Below are 17,045 nucleotides of genomic sequence, written 5' to 3'. Positions count from 1 at the left end.
GGGGCGGCCGGGACGGTGCTCGGCGCGGCGCGGTCGACGGGCGAGGGGCCGATGTGATCCCCCTTTGAGGGCCCGGACGTGCGATCCACCCACGGAGCAGTCATCCAGGTCCAGCAGGTTGGCGCGGCGGAGTTCTGTCAGCAGGGCGGCGTGCAGGCGTGGCCAGACGCCGGCCTCGGCCCAGTCCCGCAGCCGGCGCCAAGCCGTTACTCCGGAGCAGCCCACCGTCTCTGCGGGAACATCACGCCACGCGACACCGGTCCGCAACACGAACAGGACACCGGCGAGTGCTCCCGGTCCGGAACGCGAAGTCTCCCGGGATGCCGATGGCGACGCACGACAGCGACATCACGGTGATCAAGTGGCGGAGCTGAGCGGCCATGTCCGCCGGGCTTCCGATCCTGGTCCGCAGCACCCGTTCCTCGATCAGTACCGCGAACCGGTGCGCCCCCGTGTACTTTCGCGCACCTCGCGCATTCCTGCGCCCGGAGTCGACGTGACCACCAGCATCAGACGTCCAGGGCTGCCTTGTCAGGCGTTTCGTCCGCCGGCGACCCGCCGGATCGTTGGGCGGCGGTGGGCGGAGTGTCCCTGCCCACCGCCCACGGACCTTGCCTCGGACGAACCACTGGTCGGAGCAGATCGAGGACGTTGGTCCAGCTGTACGTGTCGCGGCCACCACCGGAGTCGGGTGGGTGGGGGACGTAGTCACCGATCAGAACGTCCATGGCGCGGAGTCGGGCCAGGCTTTCCGTGTACGCGGGATGGGCGGCGAGAGCGGAGTTGAGGTACGGCTGGACCGCCGTGGGGATTCCCTGGCCGTACGCCTCACAGAGAATCGCCAGTGCGAGCGTGTCGGCGATGCCGAGGGCCCACTTGTTGATGGTGTTGAACGTGGCGGAGACGACCGCTATGGCGTCTGCCGGGGGCAGTGGCCGTGGGCTGCCAGGTGTGCGCCAGGCGGAGCGGATCGGGTAGCCGGTCTGCCGTTCGACTGCCGCCTGGTCAAGGAGTCCGAGCGCGTTGGGAGTGGCGATCACTCCGACCTTCCATCCCTCGGCCTGAGCTGCCGCGATCAGCTCGCCGACCCCGTCGGCGACCCCGGAGGCGCAGACGACCGAGTAGAGGAACGGCCCGTGGTGGTCGGTCAAGCCTCGACTCCCTTGGAGAGGGAACATCCCGCTGTCCTCGGCGGGTATCGTCCGCACTGGTCGCTAGGAACGGAGTACCAGTATGCCCAGGCACACCTCCGAGCACATCGGCGAACGTATCGCCCAGTACCGCAAGCTTCGCCGACTGACCCAGCGTGAACTCGCTTCCCGTGCCAGCATTTCCTACAGCATGCTGGCCAAGGTCGAGCAGGGCGTCAAACCGGCAACGCCCGCTGTGATCGCCGCAATTGCCCGAACGCTGTTCGTGCAGACCGTCGACCTCACCGGCCAGCCGTACCTGGCGGAGCTTCGGCAGGACGAGCTCGACATGCTGATTCAGCCGATCCGCGAAGCCCTCGACCTGTACGACCTCGGCGCCGATCCCGACATCGCACCCCGCCCGGCGGGCGAACTGAAATCTGCGGCCGATCAGTTGTGCCACCTGATCCGCGAGACCCGGATCAAGGATGCTGCTCGTTCTCTGTCGGACCTGATCGCCGAGGCCACCACGGCGGCCCACATGGCTCCCTCCGAGGAGGCATGGCAGGTGCTGGCGAGCACGTACCGCACGGCCTACGACATCACCACGAAGCTGGGCTACAGCGATCTGTGCGTCGTCGCCCTGGATCGGATGGCATGGGCCGCCGAACGCGCGTCCGACCCGGTTCTCGCCGGAATCCGCCAATACCTGCGCTCGATCGTCTACCTCCGCTCGGGCCAGTTCGACCTCGGGAGGCGACTCGTCGGGGTGGGTATGGCGACCCTTGAACAGGCGGACGCCGACCGGGTCCGCGACGTGGCGGTGGGGCAACTCCATCTCGGCGCCGCCATGTTGGCCGCACGATCCGGTGACGGTGACACGGCGGCCACGCACATCTCCGAGGCTGGGCGCCTCTCCGAGGCCACCGGCGAGGCCGTCCGGGTGCATTGGCTCTCCTTCGGCCCGACCAATGTGGCGGTCCACCAGGTTGCGACACTCGCCGAGCAATTCAAGTACGCAGAAGCCGTCCAAGTTGCCGAACAGGTCAGGGTCCCGGGCGATTGGCCGGCGTCGCGGGCGGCCGCGCACATCGCGGAGGTGGCACGGGCGCAGCTGTGGCTCGGACGGTCGGAGGCCTCGTTGAGGTCGCTGCAAGAGGCCCGGGAGCTCGCTCCCCAGCAGATGCGCTACCACCCGATGGTGCGTGAGACGGTCGCCGGACTCGTCTCCGCGCACCGGTCGACGCCGGGCACTCTCACCGGCCTGGCGCACTGGGTGGGAATCGGATAATCACTCGTTGGAGTCGAACTATCACCAATGAGTGATAGTTCGGCCCTTCTCCAGTGGCGATGCTCAAGGCAACGAGTCCTCACTACGCCACGGAGAAGCGTCGATGACCCTCACCTCGAACGCCGCCGGAGGTGACGTGGCGCTCCGCCATGCCACCCGACCGGCAACCGTCAGCCTGCCGTACCGCCCGGAATCCGTGGCCGTCGCGCGTTGCTGCGTCCGCGCGAAGCTGGACGAGTGGGGGCTCGACGAGTTGGTGGACGATGCGTCGGTGATCGTGAGTGAGCTGGCCACCAACGCCGTCAGGACCGGTTGCCGGACCCGCATGATCGTTGCTGTCCGCCGACCGGCCGAACACCTTGTCCGGCTTCTCGTCGTGGACGGATCGGGTGCGATGCCCGTGATGGTCGAGGCCGGATCCGATGCCACGTCCGGCCGAGGCCTGGCCATCGTTCATCGGCTCACACATGGCCGCTGGGGAGTCACCGTGTTCCCCTTCGGGAAGATCGTCCACGCCGACCTGGCGATCGCCCGGTGAGGCGGCAGCCCTCGGACGACGATCTCGACTCCGGTGACTCGCCCCCGGGCGCCGATCCGGTCCGGGTCTGGGCCGCGTACGGGGTGTCGGTGGCGGCGGGGTTCCATGTCGTGGTCGCGGCCCTGGTGTTGATCAACCGCTCCCGCTGAATCCCGCCTGTGCCGCCGGACGCGGCGGCACAGGCGGCGATCCGAACGCCGACCGGTGCCGGCCGGGTCAGCGGTGCTTGAACTCCGGCGGGCGCTTCTCGGCGAAGGCGGCCATGCCTTCCTTCTGGTCGGCGGTGGCGAAGGCGGCGTGGAAGAGGCGGCGTTCGAAGCGGACGCCCTCGGCGAGGGTGGTCTCGAAGGCGCGGTTGACCGACTCCTTCATCATGATCGAGGCCGGGGTGGACATCGCGGCGACCTTCTCGGCGGTGGCGAGGGCCTCCGCCAGCAACTGGTCGGCGGGGACGATCCGGGAGACCAGGCCGGCCCGCTCGGCCTCCTCGGCGCCCATCATCCGGCCGGTCAGGCACAGCTCCATGGCCTTGGCCTTGCCGACGGCGCGGGTGAGCCGCTGCGAGCCGCCGATGCCCGGGATCACGCCGAGCTTGATCTCCGGCTGGCCGAACTTCGCGGTGTCCGCAGCGATCAGGATGTCGCAGAGCATCGCCAGCTCGCAGCCGCCGCCCAGGGCGAAGCCGGACACCGCCGCGACCACCGGCTTGCGCAGCGCGCCGAGGCGGTCCCACGGGCCGAGCCAGTCGTCCAGGTAGACGTCCGGGAACCGGTTGCCCTGCATCTCCTTGATGTCCGCGCCCGCCGCGAACGCCTTCTCCGAGCCGGTGATCACCAGACAGCCGATCTCCGGGTCCCGGTCGAACGCGGTGGCGGCGGCCACGACCTCGTTCATCAGCGTGGTGTTGAGCGCGTTCAGCGCCTCCGGTCGGTTGAGCGTGATCAGCCCGACCCGGCCCTTGCGGTCCACCAGGATCGTCTCGTAGGTCTCGGTCATCGCCGTTGACTCCCATTCCGCTGCTCGGCCCCTCTCGGGGCGCGCCAAGACCGTCCAACGATCTCCGAAACGGGCCGCCTCGCGCCAGTCTCGATCCGCGAGACGGTCGTCACCCGCTTGGGCAGGACAGGTCACCCCAGCCGCAGGTCACCGTCGGCCGGCGGCTCGAAGAACGCGGCCACCGCCCGCTCGTCGACCTCGGCGAGCGTCGCCGGCGACCAGCGCGGGTTCCGGTCCTTGTCGACCACCTGCGCCCGGATGCCCTCGACCAGGTCGTGGTGCGCGACCGCCGCGCAGGACACCCGGTACTCCTGCTCCAGGCTCTCCGTGAGCGAGCCGTGCGACCGGGCCCGGCGCAGCGCGCTCAGCGTGACCTTGAGCATCGTCGGTGACCGCTCGGCCAGCTCCTCGGCGGCCTGCTTGGCCTCCGGCACGCCGCTGGCCACCAGCCGGGCCACGATCTCCTCCACGCTGTCGGCCGCGTAGCAGGCGTCGATCCACTCGCGCTGCTCCGCGAGCGGCGCGGCCGGCGCCGGCTCGGCGTACCGGGCGACGGCCTCCGCGACCGGAGAACCGTCGAGCCCCGCCAGCAGCTCCGGCAGCTTCGCCGAGGGCACGAAGTGGTCGGCGAACCCGCACAGCAGCGCGTCGCCGGGCGTCATCGAGGCGGCGCTCAGCCCCAGGTGGGTGCCCAGCTCGCCCGGCGCGCGGGACAGCAGCCGGCTGCCGCCGACGTCCGGGACCAGGCCGATCCGGGTCTCCGGCAGCGCCACCACTGACCGCTCGGTGACGATCCGCACCGAGCCGTGGGCGGAGACGCCGACGCCGCCGCCCATGGTGATGCCGTCCATCACGGCCACGTACGGCTTCGGGTAGCGGGAGATCAGCTCGTTCAGCCGGTACTCGTCGCGGAGGAACGCGCGGGTGCCGGCCCCGCCGAGCTTGGCGTCGTCGTGGAACGCCCGGATGTCGCCGCCCGCGCACAGGCCGCGCTCCCCGGCGCCGGTCAGCACCACCACCCGCACCGTGTCGTCCCCGGCCCACGCGTCCAGCGCGGCCCGCACGTCCAGCACCATGCCGTGCGTCAGCGAGTTGAGCGCCCGGGGCCGGTCGAGCACGATCCGCCCCACCCCGCCGTCCCGCCGGACCAGCACCTCGTCACCCATCGTCCCCACTCCCGTCCGTCGTCGCCGACCGATCCTTCGGACACCGTACTTGTTGTCGGTGACGGGGCCGGTCGGTGCGATCATGGGCGTCCGTCGGGGGCGGCGGTTGTGGAGAGCAAGGGGGCAGGGTGGGGGAGAGTACGGGCGCCGGGGCACGGACGGCGCTGCTGATCGGAGTGGGGGACGCCCCGGCGACGGCGCACGTCCTGCCGTCGCTGGAGCCGACGGTGGCCGCCGACCTGCGGGCGCTCAAGGCGGCACTGGAGGGCAGCGGTTACACCGGGGTGGAGGTCCTCCAGGACGGTAGCCGGAGCGAGATCGCCGAACGGATCACGGCGGCGTCCCGGCGGGCGGAACCGGGTGGGACCCTGCTGCTGTACTTCACGGGACACGGGGTGCGGGTCGGCGACACCGACCACCTGGTCCCGGCCGACGCCCGCGGCCCGCTGGAGGATTCCGGCGAGGCCGACTGGGACCAGCCCTACGTCCTGGACTCCCTGCTGGACGCGGACATCAGCCGCTACCTGCGGGACTGCCGGGCGGGCACGGTCCTCTGGATCATGGACGCCTGCCGCTCGCCGGAGGCCGAGGGCAGGGCGACCTTCGGCAGCCGCATCACCCAGGGACCGCCGGGGAGCGGCTTCGTGGTGATGACCGGCTGCGGGCCCGGGGAGCGCAGCGGCTTCACCCCGGACGGCAGCCTGTTCACCTCCGCGCTGGCCCGGGCCTTCGACCCGCTCAGCGAGTCGACGACGGTGGAGGAGGTGTTCGGGACGGCGTACGGGCTCACCCGGGAGTCGTCCCGGCGGGCCCAACTGCCGCAGATCTACTACGGCAACGACCGCGAGCAGGAGACCCGGACGGCGGTCGTGGCCGACGGACGGCGGCTCTTGGGGGCATGGTCGGAGGCCGTGCGCGCACCGGAGCTGTGGGCGCTGGCGGCGGACGCCGAGGACGAGGAGGTCAAGGCGTTCCAGGAGAGCCTGACCGCGTTCGTGGAGAGCGTCGCCCGGCAGGTCGACCGGGCGCAGAAGCGGCTGCCGGACCCGTGGGCCGACGACGACTTCCCGGTCCGGCTGCTGCGCGACCGGCTGCCGCAGCTGGTGTCGAAGGAGGCGCGGCTGTCGGTGCTGGAGGTGGCGGCCCTCGTCGCCGCCGTCTTCGCCCACGAGGCGGCCTGGGCCGGACGGCTCAGCCGGGCGGCGGAGCTCTACCCGCACTTCGTCCACCACGCCCCGGCCGCGGACGAGCCGAGACGCCACTACGAGCTGATCCTGGAGCAGTATCCCCAGGTCGCTGACAAGATCAGGCGCCACCACCGCCGGGAGGGCGTCGAGCCGGGGTCGGAGGCCACCGTTCTGTGGCTGGTCCACCGCTGGATCGCCGAGCGCTTCGAGACCGACGAACATGCGGTGCCGGCCGCCCTCGGCGACGAGGCCGCGGCCGCGCTGCTCGGGGGCACCGACGGCGGCCGGCGGGGCGGCCGGGCCGAGGAGCTGTCGGGCGCCCTGCGCGCGATCGCGGCCGGACTCTCGCTCGGGCACCTCTCCGACCAGGGACAGGTGTCCTGCCCCGACCGGCACGTGGTGCGCGGCAGGGCCCGCCCGTTGCGGGTCCGGCCGCTGGCCGCCTTGGTGAGGCTGGCCGGACTGTTGGCCCTGGACTCCCGGACCCTGCCCGATGTCCTCGCCGAGCACCTCGCGGTCTCCGACTCGGTTCTCCCGCGCGAGGTGCTGTCGGTCCTGGAGAACGCCCACTGGGACACCGAGGGCCGGGACGGCTCGGTCCGGGAGCTGCAACTCGACGTGGTCTGCCCGCATCCGGCGATCCACGCGGCCCTCGCCGCCGTGGCCGAGGAGGCGGACGAACTGGTCCAGCAGCTGGCGGCGGAGGAACGCCGCCTGCCCGCCGCCGAGGCCGCGCTGCTCGGCGGCCTGCCGTCCCGGGTCACCGACAGCCGCCTGCGGCCGGCGGAGGAGTCGGGCCGACGGGCGTACGACATGCCGCTGCTGCGCTTCTCGCTCGCCCAGACCGAGGTGCGGCGGCTGCTCATGGGCGAGCAGTTGTACGACGGAAAGCACGAGGCCGCTGTCCGGGAGCTCTACCAGAACGCCATGGACGCCTGCCGCTACCGGGCGATGCGCGAACGGTACCTGCGGGCGTGCGGCCGGGGCGTCGGCACCTGGTCGGGCTCCATCCGGATCGTCACCGGGCAGGACGAGCGCGGCCGCTATGTCGAATGCCTGGACAACGGCGTCGGTATGACCGCCGAGCAGCTGAAGGGGACCTTCACCCGTGCGGGCCGCCGCTTCGAGCAGTCCGGCGGGTTCCGGCGCGAACAGGCGGCCTGGCTCCGGCAGGACAGCGCGCTGCGCCTCTACCCCAACAGCCGGTTCGGTATCGGCGTGTTCAGCTACTTCATGCTGGCCGAGGAGATGACGATCACCACGCGCCCGGTGGGGACCGACGGGCGGCCGGCTCCTGGGGCGATGCGGGTGGACATCGCCGGGAGTGGCAGCCTGTTCCGGATCCGGCAGGCCGACGCCGGGTCGGCGGCAGCGCTGGAGGAGGGCGGCACCGCCGTCCGGCTGTACCTGAAGCCCGGCCTGATGACCGGCGATGCGTGCGTCGAGGCCCTGCGAGCCGCCGTCTTCGTGAGCGAGTTCCGGCTGGAGGCCAGGGGGGACTTCGGGGCGGCCCGGGTGTGGGAGCCCGGTGTGCTGGCGGCGGGGGGCGGCCGGCGGCAGATCGAGACGGACACCGCCGTCGAGGCCGTGCCGGGTGTCCTGTGGTGGGTCCTGGGCAAGGGGGCGGTCCTGTGTGACGGGATCGCGGCGGACAAGTTCCCGTACGGCTACGTTCTCAACCTGACCGGCGCCCAGGCGGGGAGGCTGAGCGTCAACCGGGAGAAGCTGGAGCACTACGACCTGGCGTGGCGGGCGGAGCAGTGGCGTCGCGGCGCCTCGGCGCTGGCGGACTGGGAGGCCCTCAGCGTCGAGTGGCTGTGGGCCCTGGAGGCCCAGAACCTCGACGCGGTCCAGGTGATCGCCGGGGAGTGGGTAGGCCGGGGGGTGTGCGTCCAACGGCCGTTCGGCGGGCCGATCGACATGGACCGGACGGGCTGGTTCCCGCCGGACAGCCAGGTCGTGTCGCCGAAGCCCAGGGATTCGCGTCAGCGGATCGACCCCACGGTCGGTCCGTGGCGGGCCGCGGTCCACGACACCCGGTGGGCCGTGCCCCAGCTGGCGGGTCCGCGGTCCCTGGACGGTTATCCGGTACCGGAACCCGGTTGGGCCGGTCTGGCCGAGGACGAGGCCCGTGACTGGCGTGGTGTGGTGCTGGCGGCACGCGAACAGGGCCGGACCGTGGCCCAGGTGCTCCGGGCACTGCGCGGCCTGCGGATGGCGCACCCGCAGCTGGCCGGCCCCGCGGTCCGGGCCGGAGACCTGGACTGGATCCCGGACCTTCCGGACTGGACGATCGCCGACCTGCTGCTGTGGCCGGACGGCACCGACCGGACGCGCGGCCTGGGTGCCGAGCCGGAAGAGTACCGGCACGATCCGCAGGACCACCGGGGCCTGGTCCGCGTCTCGGTGACCGGTCGGCGGAGCCTTGGCGAACTCGCCGAGCGTTTCGCCAGGTACGCGCCCTTCCTCGAACGTCCGCTGTCGGAACCGCCCGCGACCGCCCGCGACCGGGTGTGCGGTGAGCAGGAGGTCTCCGTCCTGTACGTCAGGGACGCGAAGGGGCGGATCCTCCGTCCGACCGCCGGACCGTGGGACCTGGCGGCGGATACGGAGGGCACCGGCCGGGACCCGGAGGAGGCCCGGCGGGTGCTGGCCGGATTCGCCTGGCTGGGGTGGGCTGTTCCGTCCCGGGAGGAGACGGCCGCATGGGCCGCGCTGGAACCGGACCTGCGGGACGTCCTCTCGTCCTACCTGCTCGTCGACGCGGCGGGTCGGGTCGAGTTTCCCTGGGCAGCGACCCTCGGCCTGGCCGCGCGGTGGGAGACCACCGTACGGAAGGCCGAGAAGGCCATCGCCAGGGTCGCTCCGCTGCTCGGGGCCGTCCACCGGCCGCGCTATGCGACGGGCACGGTGGCGCGGGGCTTCGTGCCCGAGCCGGAAACGGCGGAAGCCGCACTGCGGCTGCAGCGCAGCGGGATGCGGCTGGAGGACGGGGTGTCGCTCCGGGACCTCGCGTTCAGCCGCCGGTACTCCATGTCCTGGGAGGCGCGCGCGGCCTGCCTCGACGAGCTGCGTGCCGCGGGTGTGGACGTCCCGGACGCGGCGGCGCTGCTGGCGTCCTGGGAGGAGCTTCCGATGCCCGTCCGCTACGCCTTCTCCGGGATGGACCCGGGCTTCGAGGGGGCGGACTACCCCGTGCCGCCCACCCCCGCCGTCCTTCTCGCGGGAAGTGTGCACCTGCGGCAGACGCTCGGTTACCTCTGGGACGTCGCGGGCGTGGAGACCGGGCGGCTGGGACTGCCCGGGCTGGCGCCGCCGGAGCTCCCGGACCGCCTCAAGGACTTCCGGCCGACCTCGGACGAGTGTCGGGCTCTGGTCGACCAGGCCGACGGCGAGGGGTTCCCCGAGGACTGGTTCGAGAGCCCCCGATGGGCACCTCTGGACGGTTCCCGGCTGATCGGCTACGCCCGGGCCCGGCAGATCGGCGTACAGGAGGCGTTCCGGCTGCTGGAGGAGTTCAGGGCCATCGGCGCCCTGGTGCCGGACCTGTCCCCGGCCCAGGTCGCCGAGCTGCCCCAGACCGTCCCGGATCCCTCGGACCACTCCGCGCTGTCCCCGTTCTACCGGGTCTCCCCGCCCGGCGCCCCGCTCGTCCCGCTCGATCTCCTCAGCATCGCCTGCCGCCTCGGCGAACCCCTCGACCGGGCCTGGCAGCGCATCTCGCCCTACGGCGTCCTGGAGGACTCGCCCAGCACGTTCCCGAACGTGCCCCCGGTCCAGCCGTGCTGGCAGGACCTCGCGATCCTCTCGGTGGGCCTGGACGGCATGCTCCCGGGTCTCACCGGCCCGGTGACGGCCGAGCGGCTGGCGTTCGCGGCCGAAGGAGTCGGTGAGACGCCCGCCTGGGTCCGCGACCGACTCGCCCTCTACGCCGAGCTCTTCGGCCTGGACCTGCCGCCCGCGCCCACCACCGAACCCGACGCAGAACAGGAACAGCCATGAGCACCACCCCGACGACGCACGACCACCACCTGCCCTACGCCGAGGCCGACCTGGGCGAGGTCGACGGCGCCTCGTTCAGCCAGGACGCCGCGCCGGACGGCCGCTCGGTCCGCGTCACCGGAACCTGCCCGCGCTGCCACGGCCGGACCGGGACGGAGTACCGGCGCGGGAACCCCGGCACCGGGACCAAGGGCCTGTTCGACCGCCTCCCCGGGCGCTCGGGCGGCACGGCCCAGGCGGAGCCGGATCCGCTGCACGGCGAGGTGCACTTCTGCGAGTGCGGGCACGGGCACCCGAGTATCCCCGCCGAGGTGCGCTTTGTCGGCTGCGGCGCCAGCTGGCGGATCGCCCCGTGAGCGCCCGCTCCGACCGGCGGTGGGCCGAACTCGCCCTGGACCTGGAGTTCACCCGCCTCCCGGAGCTGCGCCGGCAGGCCGAGGGCTGGCGCACCGGCCTCACCGGGCTGACCGCGCTGCTCGCCGTCCTGGTGCTGCTGAAGGGCCGGGACAGCCTCGACCAGCTCCCGGCCTGGGCGGGCAACACGGCGACGGCGCTGCTCGCGCTGGCGTTCCTGCTCCTGGTGACGGGCTCGCTGCTGGCGGTCCGGGCGGCGCACGGGGTACCCGGGGAGGAGATCCTGCTCGGCGGGCAGGCGCTGCGGCGCTGGACGGAGCGGGAGGTGGGCCGGGTGACCCGGGCGCTGGCCCGGGCCTCGGGGTGCTGTGCGGTCGGACTGGTGCTGGTCGTGGCGGCGCTGGCGCTGGCCTGGGCGACCACGGAGGCGGCGCCGTCGCACCTGGTCCGGGTGCGGACCGGCAGCACCGACCTGTGCGGGGAGCTGGTCCGGGCGGACCAGGCGCAGCTCGTGCTGCGGACCGGGACGGACCGTGCGGAGCGGACGGTCCCGCAGGTCGATGTGACGGGCCTCGAAGCGGTCGGTTCCTGCCCGAAGTGAGAAGCGGGAACACCGGAGGGCGGCACCGGTGCTGACCGGTGCCGCCCTCCATACCAACGGTGGTGCCGCGACGGGGCCCGGGTGGTGGCCCCGCCGGGTCAGGGGGTGACGCGCCCGGTGACCTCGCCGAAGCCGACGACGGTGCCCTCCGGGCCGGGGGCGGTCGCGGTGATGGTCACCTCGTCGCCGTCCTCCAGGAAGGTGCGGGTGGTGCCGTCCGGGAGCTTGAGCGGGTTCTCGCCGTTCCAGGTCAGCTCGATCAGGGCGCCCCGGGTCTCCGGCTCCGGTCCGCTGACGGTGCCGGAGGCGAACAGGTCGCCGGTGCGCAGCGAGGCGCCGTTGACCGTCATGTGGGCGAGCTGCTGGGCGGCCGTCCAGTACATCGAGGCGAACGGCGGGCGGGAGATCCGGTGGCCGTTCAGCCGGACCTCCAGGGCGAGGTCCAGGCCCCAGGGCCGGTCGCCCGCGCGGTCGTCGAGGTAGGGGAGCAGCTCGACGTCGCGGGCCGGCGGGGTGACCCGGGCGTGCTCCAGGGCGGCCAGCGGCACGATCCACGGCGAGACGGAGGTGGCGAAGGACTTGCCGAGGAACGGGCCGAGCGGCACGTACTCCCAGGCCTGGATGTCCCGCGCGGACCAGTCGTTGACCAGGCAGACGCCGAAGACGTGCTCGTGGAAGCGGTCCATGGTGACCGGCTCGCCCAGTACCGAGGGCGCGCCGACGACGAAGCCGACCTCGGCCTCGATGTCCAGCCGGCGGGTCGGCCCGAAGGACGGCACGGCGTCGGCCGGCGCCTTGCGCTGCCCCTGCGGGCGGCCCACCGGGGTGCCGGACACCACCACGGTGCCGGAGCGGCCGTGGTAGCCGATCGGCAGGTGCTTCCAGTTGGGCGTCAGCGGCTCCGACCCGGGGCGGAAGATCTTCCCCAGGTTGGTGGCGTGGTGCTCGGAGGCGTAGAAGTCGACGTAGTCGGCCACCTCGAACGGCAGGTGCAGCGCCACCTCGGCGAGCGGCAGCAGCAGCGGGGAAAGCGAGTCCCGGTGGGTCTCGTCGGTCAGCCAGCGGGTCAGCGAGGCGCGGACCTCGGTCCACACCGGGCGGCCCGCCGCCAGCAGCGGGTTGAGCGAGTCCGCGTCGAGCAGGACGGAGGGCTCCCCGGCGGCCCGGGCGGCGGCGCCCGCGTCGAGGACGAAGTCGCCGATCCGGACGCCGATCCGCCGCACGCCGGGCCGGTCGGACGCCGTGAAGACGCCGTACGGCAGGTTGTGCACGCCGAACGGCGAGTCGTTCGCGGGGGCGAGCCAGCTGCGGGGGGTGGTCAACGGTCCTCCTGGGACGTCAGGGCGGGCGACAGCAGGCCGAGGGCGGCCAGGTCGTCCAGGGGCTCGGCGATGCTACAGGTGCCGAACGCGGTGAACGAGTTGCGGATCACCGTCACCTGACGGTCGGTCAGGGTGCGAACGGCCTCGGCGAGCACCTCGCCGGAGCGCTCGGCCAGCACCTCGGCCGCCGCCTTCGGGTCGGTCTCGGCCGCCGCCAGGAGGACGTTCAGGAAGCCGTGGTGCTCGAAGCCGGTCGCCGGGTCGGTGTGCCGGACGGCGTGGTGCAGCCCGGCGGTGCACTTGTACGGCAGGCCGCGCTGCGCGCACCCGGTGAGGAAGCCCGCGAGCTCGGCCTCGTCCGGGAAGGCGCCGGCGACCACGCCGCCGGTGCGGAACTTGGCCCGGTACGGGCTGTCGACCAGGACGTCCAGGACCTCCTCCAGCCCGTCGCCGCGCAGCAGTTCGCGCGGCAGTTCGACGGCGGCGGGCACGTCCGGCGGCAGCAGCAGGTCGAGTGCGGCGACGGCCTCGCGGGCGTCCCGGGTGGCGAGTTCGACGCCGGCCACCACGAACGGGGCGGCGGCGGTGAGGGCCGGGCCGAGCTCGGAGCTGCCCCCCGGCAGCACCAGGCCGACCCGGAGCCGGGGGCCGGTGCCGCCCGCCGCTTCCACGGCGGCGGCCAACTCGCCCAGCCGGCCCGCCCCGCAGAGGAGCGGGCCGACGGCGTCGGCGTACGGGGCGGCGCGGTGCGCGCGGTGCGCGGGCACCGCCTCGGCGACGGGCAGGTTCCCGGGCGGGAACACCGCCGCGTCGTCGAACAGCCCCTGGAACAGCGGCGGGACGGCGGCCGCCCCGGCGGCGGGCGTGGTGCTCACGACTGCGGCCCCCGACCGGCCCACGTCCAGGCGTAGTTCGGGTCCTCGGTGGCCCGGCCGCCCTCGCCCAGCTCCAGCGGGCGGAAGGTGTCGACCATCACCGCGAGCTCGTCGAAGAACTCCGCGCCGATCGACCGCTCGTACGCGCCCGGCTGCGGGCCGTGGGTGTGCCCGCCCGGGTGCAGCGAGATCGAACCCTGGGCGATGCCCGAGCCCTTGCGGGCCGCGTAGTCGCCGCCGCAGTAGAACATCACCTCGTCGCTGTCCACATTGGAGTGGTAGTACGGCACCGGGATCGACAGCGGGTGGTAGTCCACCTTGCGGGGGACGAAGTTGCAGATCACGAAGCCGTTGCCCTCGAACACCTGGTGGGCCGGCGGCGGCTGGTGGATCCGCCCGGTGATCGGCTCGTAGTCGCTGATGTTGAACGCGTACGGGTACAGGCAGCCGTCCCAGCCGACCACGTCGAACGGGTGGTGCGGCACGGTGTACCGGGTGCCCGAAATGCCGTTCGGGCCGCGGTGCTTGACCAGGACGTCGACGTCCGTGCCGTCCACCAGCAGCGGACCGGCCGGGGCGCGCAGGTCCCGCTCGCAGTACGGCGCGTGCTCCAGCAGCTGCCCGTACTTGGAGAGGAAGCGCTTGACCGGTGTGATGTGGCTGTTCGCCTCGATGCAGTAGGCGCGCAGCGGCTCGTCGCCGGTCGGCACCCAGCGGTGGGTGGTCGCCCGGGGGATGAGCACGTAGTCGCCCTGGCCGACCTCCAGCGTGCCGAAGACCGTCTCCAGGGTGCCGGAGCCGGACTCCACGTACACGCACTCGTCGCCGAGCCCGTTGCGGTACAGCTCGCTCGGCGCCCCGGCGGCGACGTACGAGATCCGCACATCGCCGTTGCCGAGGACGAGCCGCCGGCTGCTGACGACGTCCGCGGACTTCCACTCCTGGCCCGCGAACAGCTCGTGCAGCTTGAGGTGCCGGGGGAGCAGGGGGTGGTTGGCGACCGTCGACTGGTCGGGCAGCTCCCACGGCACCGCGTTCACCACGGCCGAGGGGATGCCCCGGTGGTAGAGCAGCGAGGAGTCCGAGGAGAACCCCTCCTCGCCCATCAACTCCTCGTAGTACAGCCCGCCTTCGGGCGTGCGGTGCTGCGTGTGCCGCTTGGGCGGGATGCTGCCCAGCTGCCGGTAGTGCGCCATCGTCCCTGCTCCTCCCGGACCCTCCGGGGCCCAGACCTTCGTACGGCTCCAGCGGTGGCCTGTCGCCCCTGGGGGCGAGGCCGGCCTCAGAGGTTGCCGCGGGCGTCCTGCTCGCGCTCGATGGCCTGGAAGAGCGCCTTGAAGTTGCCCTTCCCGAAGCCCAGCGAACCATGCCGCTCGATGAACTCGTAGAAGACGGTCGGGCGGTCGCCGATGGGCTTGGTGAAGATCTGCAGCAGGTAGCCGTCCTCGTCGCGGTCGACCAGGATGCCGCGGCTCTTCAGCTCCTCGATCGGCACCCGGACGTGGCCGATCCGCTCGCGCAGCGCCGGGTCGTCGTAGTACGAGTCGGGGGTGTTGAGGAACTCGATGCCGCGCGCCCGCAGCACGTCGACGGTGCTGAGGATGTCGTTGGTGGCCAGCGCCATGTGCTGGCAGCCCGGGCCGGTGTAGAACTCCAGGTACTCGTCGATCTGCGACTTCTTCTTGGCGATGGCCGGCTCGTTGAGCGGGAACTTCACCCGGTGGTTGCCGCTGGCGACGACCTTGGACATCAGCGCGGAGTAGTCGGTGGCGATGTCGTCGCCCACGAACTCGGCCATGTTCACGAAGCCCATGACCTTGTTGTAGAAGGTGACCCACTCGTCCATCTTGCCGAGCTCGACGTTGCCGACCGCGTGGTCCAGCGCCTGGAACAGGCGGCGCGGCGAGCCCTCGGGGTGCTTCACCCGGCTCTCGGCGGCGATGTAGCCCGGCAGGTAGGGGCCGGTGTAGCGGGAGCGGTCGACCAGGGTGTGGCGGGTCTCGCCGTAGGTGGCGATCGCGGCGCGGCGGACGGTGCCGTGCTCGTCGGAGACGTCGTTCGGCTCCTCCAGGACGGTGGCGCCCTGGGCGCGGGCGTGCGCGATGCACTTGTCCACGTCCGGCACCTCCATCGCCAGGTCGACGACGCCGTCGCCGTGGCGGCGGTGGTGGTCCAGCAGCGGGCTGTCCGGGGCGACGCCGCCCTTGATCACGAAGCGGCAGGAGCCGGAGCGCAGCACATAGGCCTTGCGGTCGCGGCGGCCGGTCTCCGGGCCGGAGTAGGCGACCAGCTCCATGCCGAAGACGACCTGGTAGAACTGGGCCGTCTGGGTGGCGTTGCCGACCACGAACACGACGGCGTCCTGCGCGGTGACCGGGAACGGGTCGCTGGCGGGGTCGTGCTCGACGAGGCCGACGAGGCGGCGCAGCTGCTCGGCGTCGAGACCGGCCTCGCGCTCCTCGGGGGTCAGCTCAAGGGCGTGGGACTGCGGGGTCATCGGTCGTTCCTCCACATTGAGGCCTCGGCGTTGAGGCATCCGCTGGTGGCGGCCGCGCCGCTGGGGGGGTGGGCAAGGCTGCGCGGGCGGTTGAGCGGAGAGCTTGCTCCAGTCGGGGTGGTTGGGCAACAGGTCGGGTTTTCACTGTTCAATGTGTACAAGGTGATCAGGAAATCGCTGATCGGGCTGTGCAGGATGCCTGGTGGATCGGTGGTGTTCCACAGGTTCTGCGTAACGGCCGTCGGCGGGTCGCCGGGGGTTCGACGGGGGCCTACGGGCCCGCGCCGGAGTGCTCGACGAACCAGTCGCGGGCCAGCTCGGCGACCCGGTCCAGCGTGCCGGGCTCCTCGAAGAGATGGCCGGCGTGCGGGACCACCGCGACTTCACTCTCGCAGCGCAGGTGCTCGCGCGCCCGCCGGTTCAGGTCGATCACCTCGTGGTCCCGGCCGCCGACGATCAGCAGGGTCGGCGCGGTCACGGCGGCCAGCGTCCGGGGCCCGGCGAGGTCCGGCCGCCCGCCCCGGGAGACCACCGCGGCCACCCCGTCGCCGAGCCGGGCGGCCGTCCACAGCGCGGCCGCGGCGCCGGTGCTCGCGCCGAACAGGCCGAGGGGGAGCGGAGCGCCCGAGGGCGGTCCGATCGCGGGGTCCCCGGGCAGGGCGCGGGCGACATCGGTCAGCCGGGCGCCGAGCAGGGAGACGTCGAAGACCTTCCGCCGGTCCGGCTCCTCGTCCTCGGTGAGCAGGTCGAACAGGAAGGTGGCCAGCCCGGCGCGGTTCAGCTCCTCGGCCACCCGGCGGTTGCGCGGGCTGTGCCGGCTGCTGCCGCTGCCGTGCGCGAACACCACGATGCCGCGGGCACCGGCCGGGACGGTCAGCCGGCCGGTCAGCTCGACACCGGCGGCGGGGAGGGTCAGCTCGCGGTCGGCGGCAGCGGCGGCGGCGGCGGGGGCGGGGTGGGGGTCGGGAGCGGCGGGGGGGGGGGCGGCGGGGGGGGGCGGCGAGCGGGCGGCGGTGGTGGGGGGGGCCCGCCGCTACCGGGGCGACGGGCCGCCGGTCGACCTGGGCGGGCGGACGGTGGTCGTGG

13 protein-coding genes and 3 pseudogenes are annotated in these 17,045 nt (G+C 72.9%); 6 read left to right on the top strand and 10 right to left on the bottom strand.

The window, feature by feature from the left end; genetic code table 11:
- Nucleotides 1–14: 14 nt before the first annotated feature.
- The 3 pseudogenes from ADK60_RS42680 to ADK60_RS35850 form a co-directional block, all read right to left on the bottom strand.
- Nucleotides 15–335, bottom strand: a pseudogene (locus ADK60_RS42680) (transposase); the annotation flags it as partial.
- A gap of 44 nt (nucleotides 336–379) precedes the next feature.
- Nucleotides 380–679: pseudogene (locus ADK60_RS47205) on the bottom strand (hypothetical protein); the annotation flags it as partial.
- Nucleotides 624–1,178 (bottom strand): annotated as a pseudogene (locus tag ADK60_RS35850) (flavoprotein); the annotation flags it as partial. The pseudogenes ADK60_RS47205 and ADK60_RS35850, both read right to left, overlap by 56 nt.
- 55 nt (nucleotides 1,179–1,233) lie before the next feature.
- Between ADK60_RS35850 and ADK60_RS35845 the strand changes: the two are divergent.
- The 3 genes from ADK60_RS35845 to ADK60_RS45310 all read left to right on the top strand — a co-directional run bounded on the left by ADK60_RS35845 (nucleotide 1,234) and on the right by ADK60_RS45310 (nucleotide 3,108).
- Nucleotides 1,234–2,421: a helix-turn-helix domain-containing protein gene (locus tag ADK60_RS35845; protein WP_053651033.1), complete on the top strand. Its 1,188-nt coding sequence runs from the start codon at nucleotides 1,234–1,236 to the stop codon at nucleotides 2,419–2,421.
- Nucleotides 2,422–2,524: 103 nt separating this feature from the next.
- Nucleotides 2,525–2,959, top strand: coding sequence for an ATP-binding protein (locus ADK60_RS35840; protein WP_053651032.1), 435 nt, complete (start codon nucleotides 2,525–2,527; stop codon nucleotides 2,957–2,959).
- Nucleotides 2,956–3,108, top strand: a complete 153-nt coding sequence (locus ADK60_RS45310; protein WP_159400716.1) for a hypothetical protein — start codon at nucleotides 2,956–2,958, stop codon at nucleotides 3,106–3,108. The genes ADK60_RS35840 and ADK60_RS45310 overlap by 4 nt, the downstream gene beginning before the upstream one ends.
- Nucleotides 3,109–3,175: 67 nt before the next feature.
- Here ADK60_RS45310 and ADK60_RS35835 read toward each other — a convergent pair whose 3' ends face one another.
- Nucleotides 3,176–3,955 (bottom strand): enoyl-CoA hydratase, encoded by a 780-nt coding sequence (locus tag ADK60_RS35835; RefSeq protein ID WP_053651031.1) that lies wholly within the window; start codon nucleotides 3,953–3,955, stop codon nucleotides 3,176–3,178.
- A gap of 131 nt (nucleotides 3,956–4,086) precedes the next feature.
- Entirely contained in the window at nucleotides 4,087–5,121 is a 1,035-nt protein-coding gene (locus tag ADK60_RS35830; RefSeq protein ID WP_053651030.1) for an enoyl-CoA hydratase/isomerase family protein, read from the bottom strand.
- A gap of 128 nt (nucleotides 5,122–5,249) precedes the next feature.
- Between ADK60_RS35830 and ADK60_RS35825 the strand changes: the two genes are divergently transcribed.
- Genes ADK60_RS35825 through ADK60_RS35815 form a run of 3 tightly spaced genes read left to right on the top strand, consistent with a single transcriptional unit; the run spans nucleotide 5,250 to nucleotide 11,265 of the window.
- Complete coding sequence (locus ADK60_RS35825) at nucleotides 5,250–10,310, top strand: HD domain-containing protein (protein ID WP_053651029.1); 5,061 nt, start codon at nucleotides 5,250–5,252, stop codon at nucleotides 10,308–10,310.
- Nucleotides 10,307–10,666, top strand: coding sequence for a hypothetical protein (locus ADK60_RS35820; RefSeq protein ID WP_053651028.1), 360 nt, complete (start codon nucleotides 10,307–10,309; stop codon nucleotides 10,664–10,666). Before ADK60_RS35825 ends, ADK60_RS35820 begins: the two co-directional genes overlap by 4 nt.
- The gene (locus tag ADK60_RS35815) at nucleotides 10,663–11,265 is read left to right on the top strand and encodes a hypothetical protein (protein WP_053651027.1); all 603 of its coding nucleotides are present in this window, start codon (nucleotides 10,663–10,665) and stop codon (nucleotides 11,263–11,265) included. Before ADK60_RS35820 ends, ADK60_RS35815 begins: the two co-directional genes overlap by 4 nt.
- 98 nt (nucleotides 11,266–11,363) lie before the next feature.
- Here ADK60_RS35815 and fahA read toward each other — a convergent pair whose 3' ends face one another.
- From fahA to ADK60_RS35790, 5 genes are all read right to left on the bottom strand, one after another.
- Nucleotides 11,364–12,587 carry a fumarylacetoacetase gene (gene fahA, locus ADK60_RS35810; RefSeq protein ID WP_053651026.1) on the bottom strand — a complete coding sequence of 408 codons (1,224 nt, stop codon included), beginning with the start codon at nucleotides 12,585–12,587 and terminating at the stop codon, nucleotides 11,364–11,366.
- On the bottom strand, nucleotides 12,584–13,462 hold the full coding sequence (locus ADK60_RS35805; RefSeq protein WP_053651046.1) for a hypothetical protein: 879 nt from the start codon (nucleotides 13,460–13,462) through the stop codon (nucleotides 12,584–12,586). The genes fahA and ADK60_RS35805 overlap by 4 nt, the downstream gene beginning before the upstream one ends.
- Nucleotides 13,459–14,658: a homogentisate 1,2-dioxygenase gene (locus ADK60_RS35800; RefSeq protein WP_045941495.1), complete on the bottom strand. Its 1,200-nt coding sequence runs from the start codon at nucleotides 14,656–14,658 to the stop codon at nucleotides 13,459–13,461. The genes ADK60_RS35805 and ADK60_RS35800 overlap by 4 nt, the downstream gene beginning before the upstream one ends.
- A gap of 86 nt (nucleotides 14,659–14,744) precedes the next feature.
- Nucleotides 14,745–15,959, bottom strand: coding sequence for a 4-hydroxyphenylpyruvate dioxygenase (gene hppD / locus ADK60_RS35795; protein ID WP_053651025.1), 1,215 nt, complete (start codon nucleotides 15,957–15,959; stop codon nucleotides 14,745–14,747).
- A 271-nt stretch (nucleotides 15,960–16,230) separates the two neighbouring features.
- Complete coding sequence (locus ADK60_RS35790; protein WP_079008971.1) at nucleotides 16,231–16,806, bottom strand: hydrolase; 576 nt, start codon at nucleotides 16,804–16,806, stop codon at nucleotides 16,231–16,233.
- Between the last annotated feature and the right edge of the window lie 239 nt (nucleotides 16,807–17,045).

The sequence above is a fragment of the Streptomyces sp. XY431 genome (assembly GCF_001279805.1).
GTDB lineage: Bacteria > Actinomycetota > Actinomycetes > Streptomycetales > Streptomycetaceae > Kitasatospora > Kitasatospora purpeofusca.
This window is presented reverse-complemented; position numbering and strand designations above follow the sequence as displayed.

Coding starts and splice junctions, on each gene's coding strand:
- ADK60_RS35845 (WP_053651033.1), top strand. CDS start 1,234: ATGCCCAGGCACACCTCCGAGCACATCGGCGAACGTATCGCCCAGTAC.
- ADK60_RS35840 (WP_053651032.1), top strand. CDS start 2,525: ATGACCCTCACCTCGAACGCCGCCGGAGGTGACGTGGCGCTCCGCCAT.
- ADK60_RS35835 (WP_053651031.1), bottom strand. CDS start 3,955: ATGACCGAGACCTACGAGACGATCCTGGTGGACCGCAAGGGCCGGGTC.
- ADK60_RS35830 (WP_053651030.1), bottom strand. CDS start 5,121: ATGGGTGACGAGGTGCTGGTCCGGCGGGACGGCGGGGTGGGGCGGATC.
- ADK60_RS35820 (WP_053651028.1), top strand. CDS start 10,307: ATGAGCACCACCCCGACGACGCACGACCACCACCTGCCCTACGCCGAG.
- ADK60_RS35800 (WP_045941495.1), bottom strand. CDS start 14,658: ATGGCGCACTACCGGCAGCTGGGCAGCATCCCGCCCAAGCGGCACACG.
- hppD (WP_053651025.1), bottom strand. CDS start 15,959: ATGACCCCGCAGTCCCACGCCCTTGAGCTGACCCCCGAGGAGCGCGAG.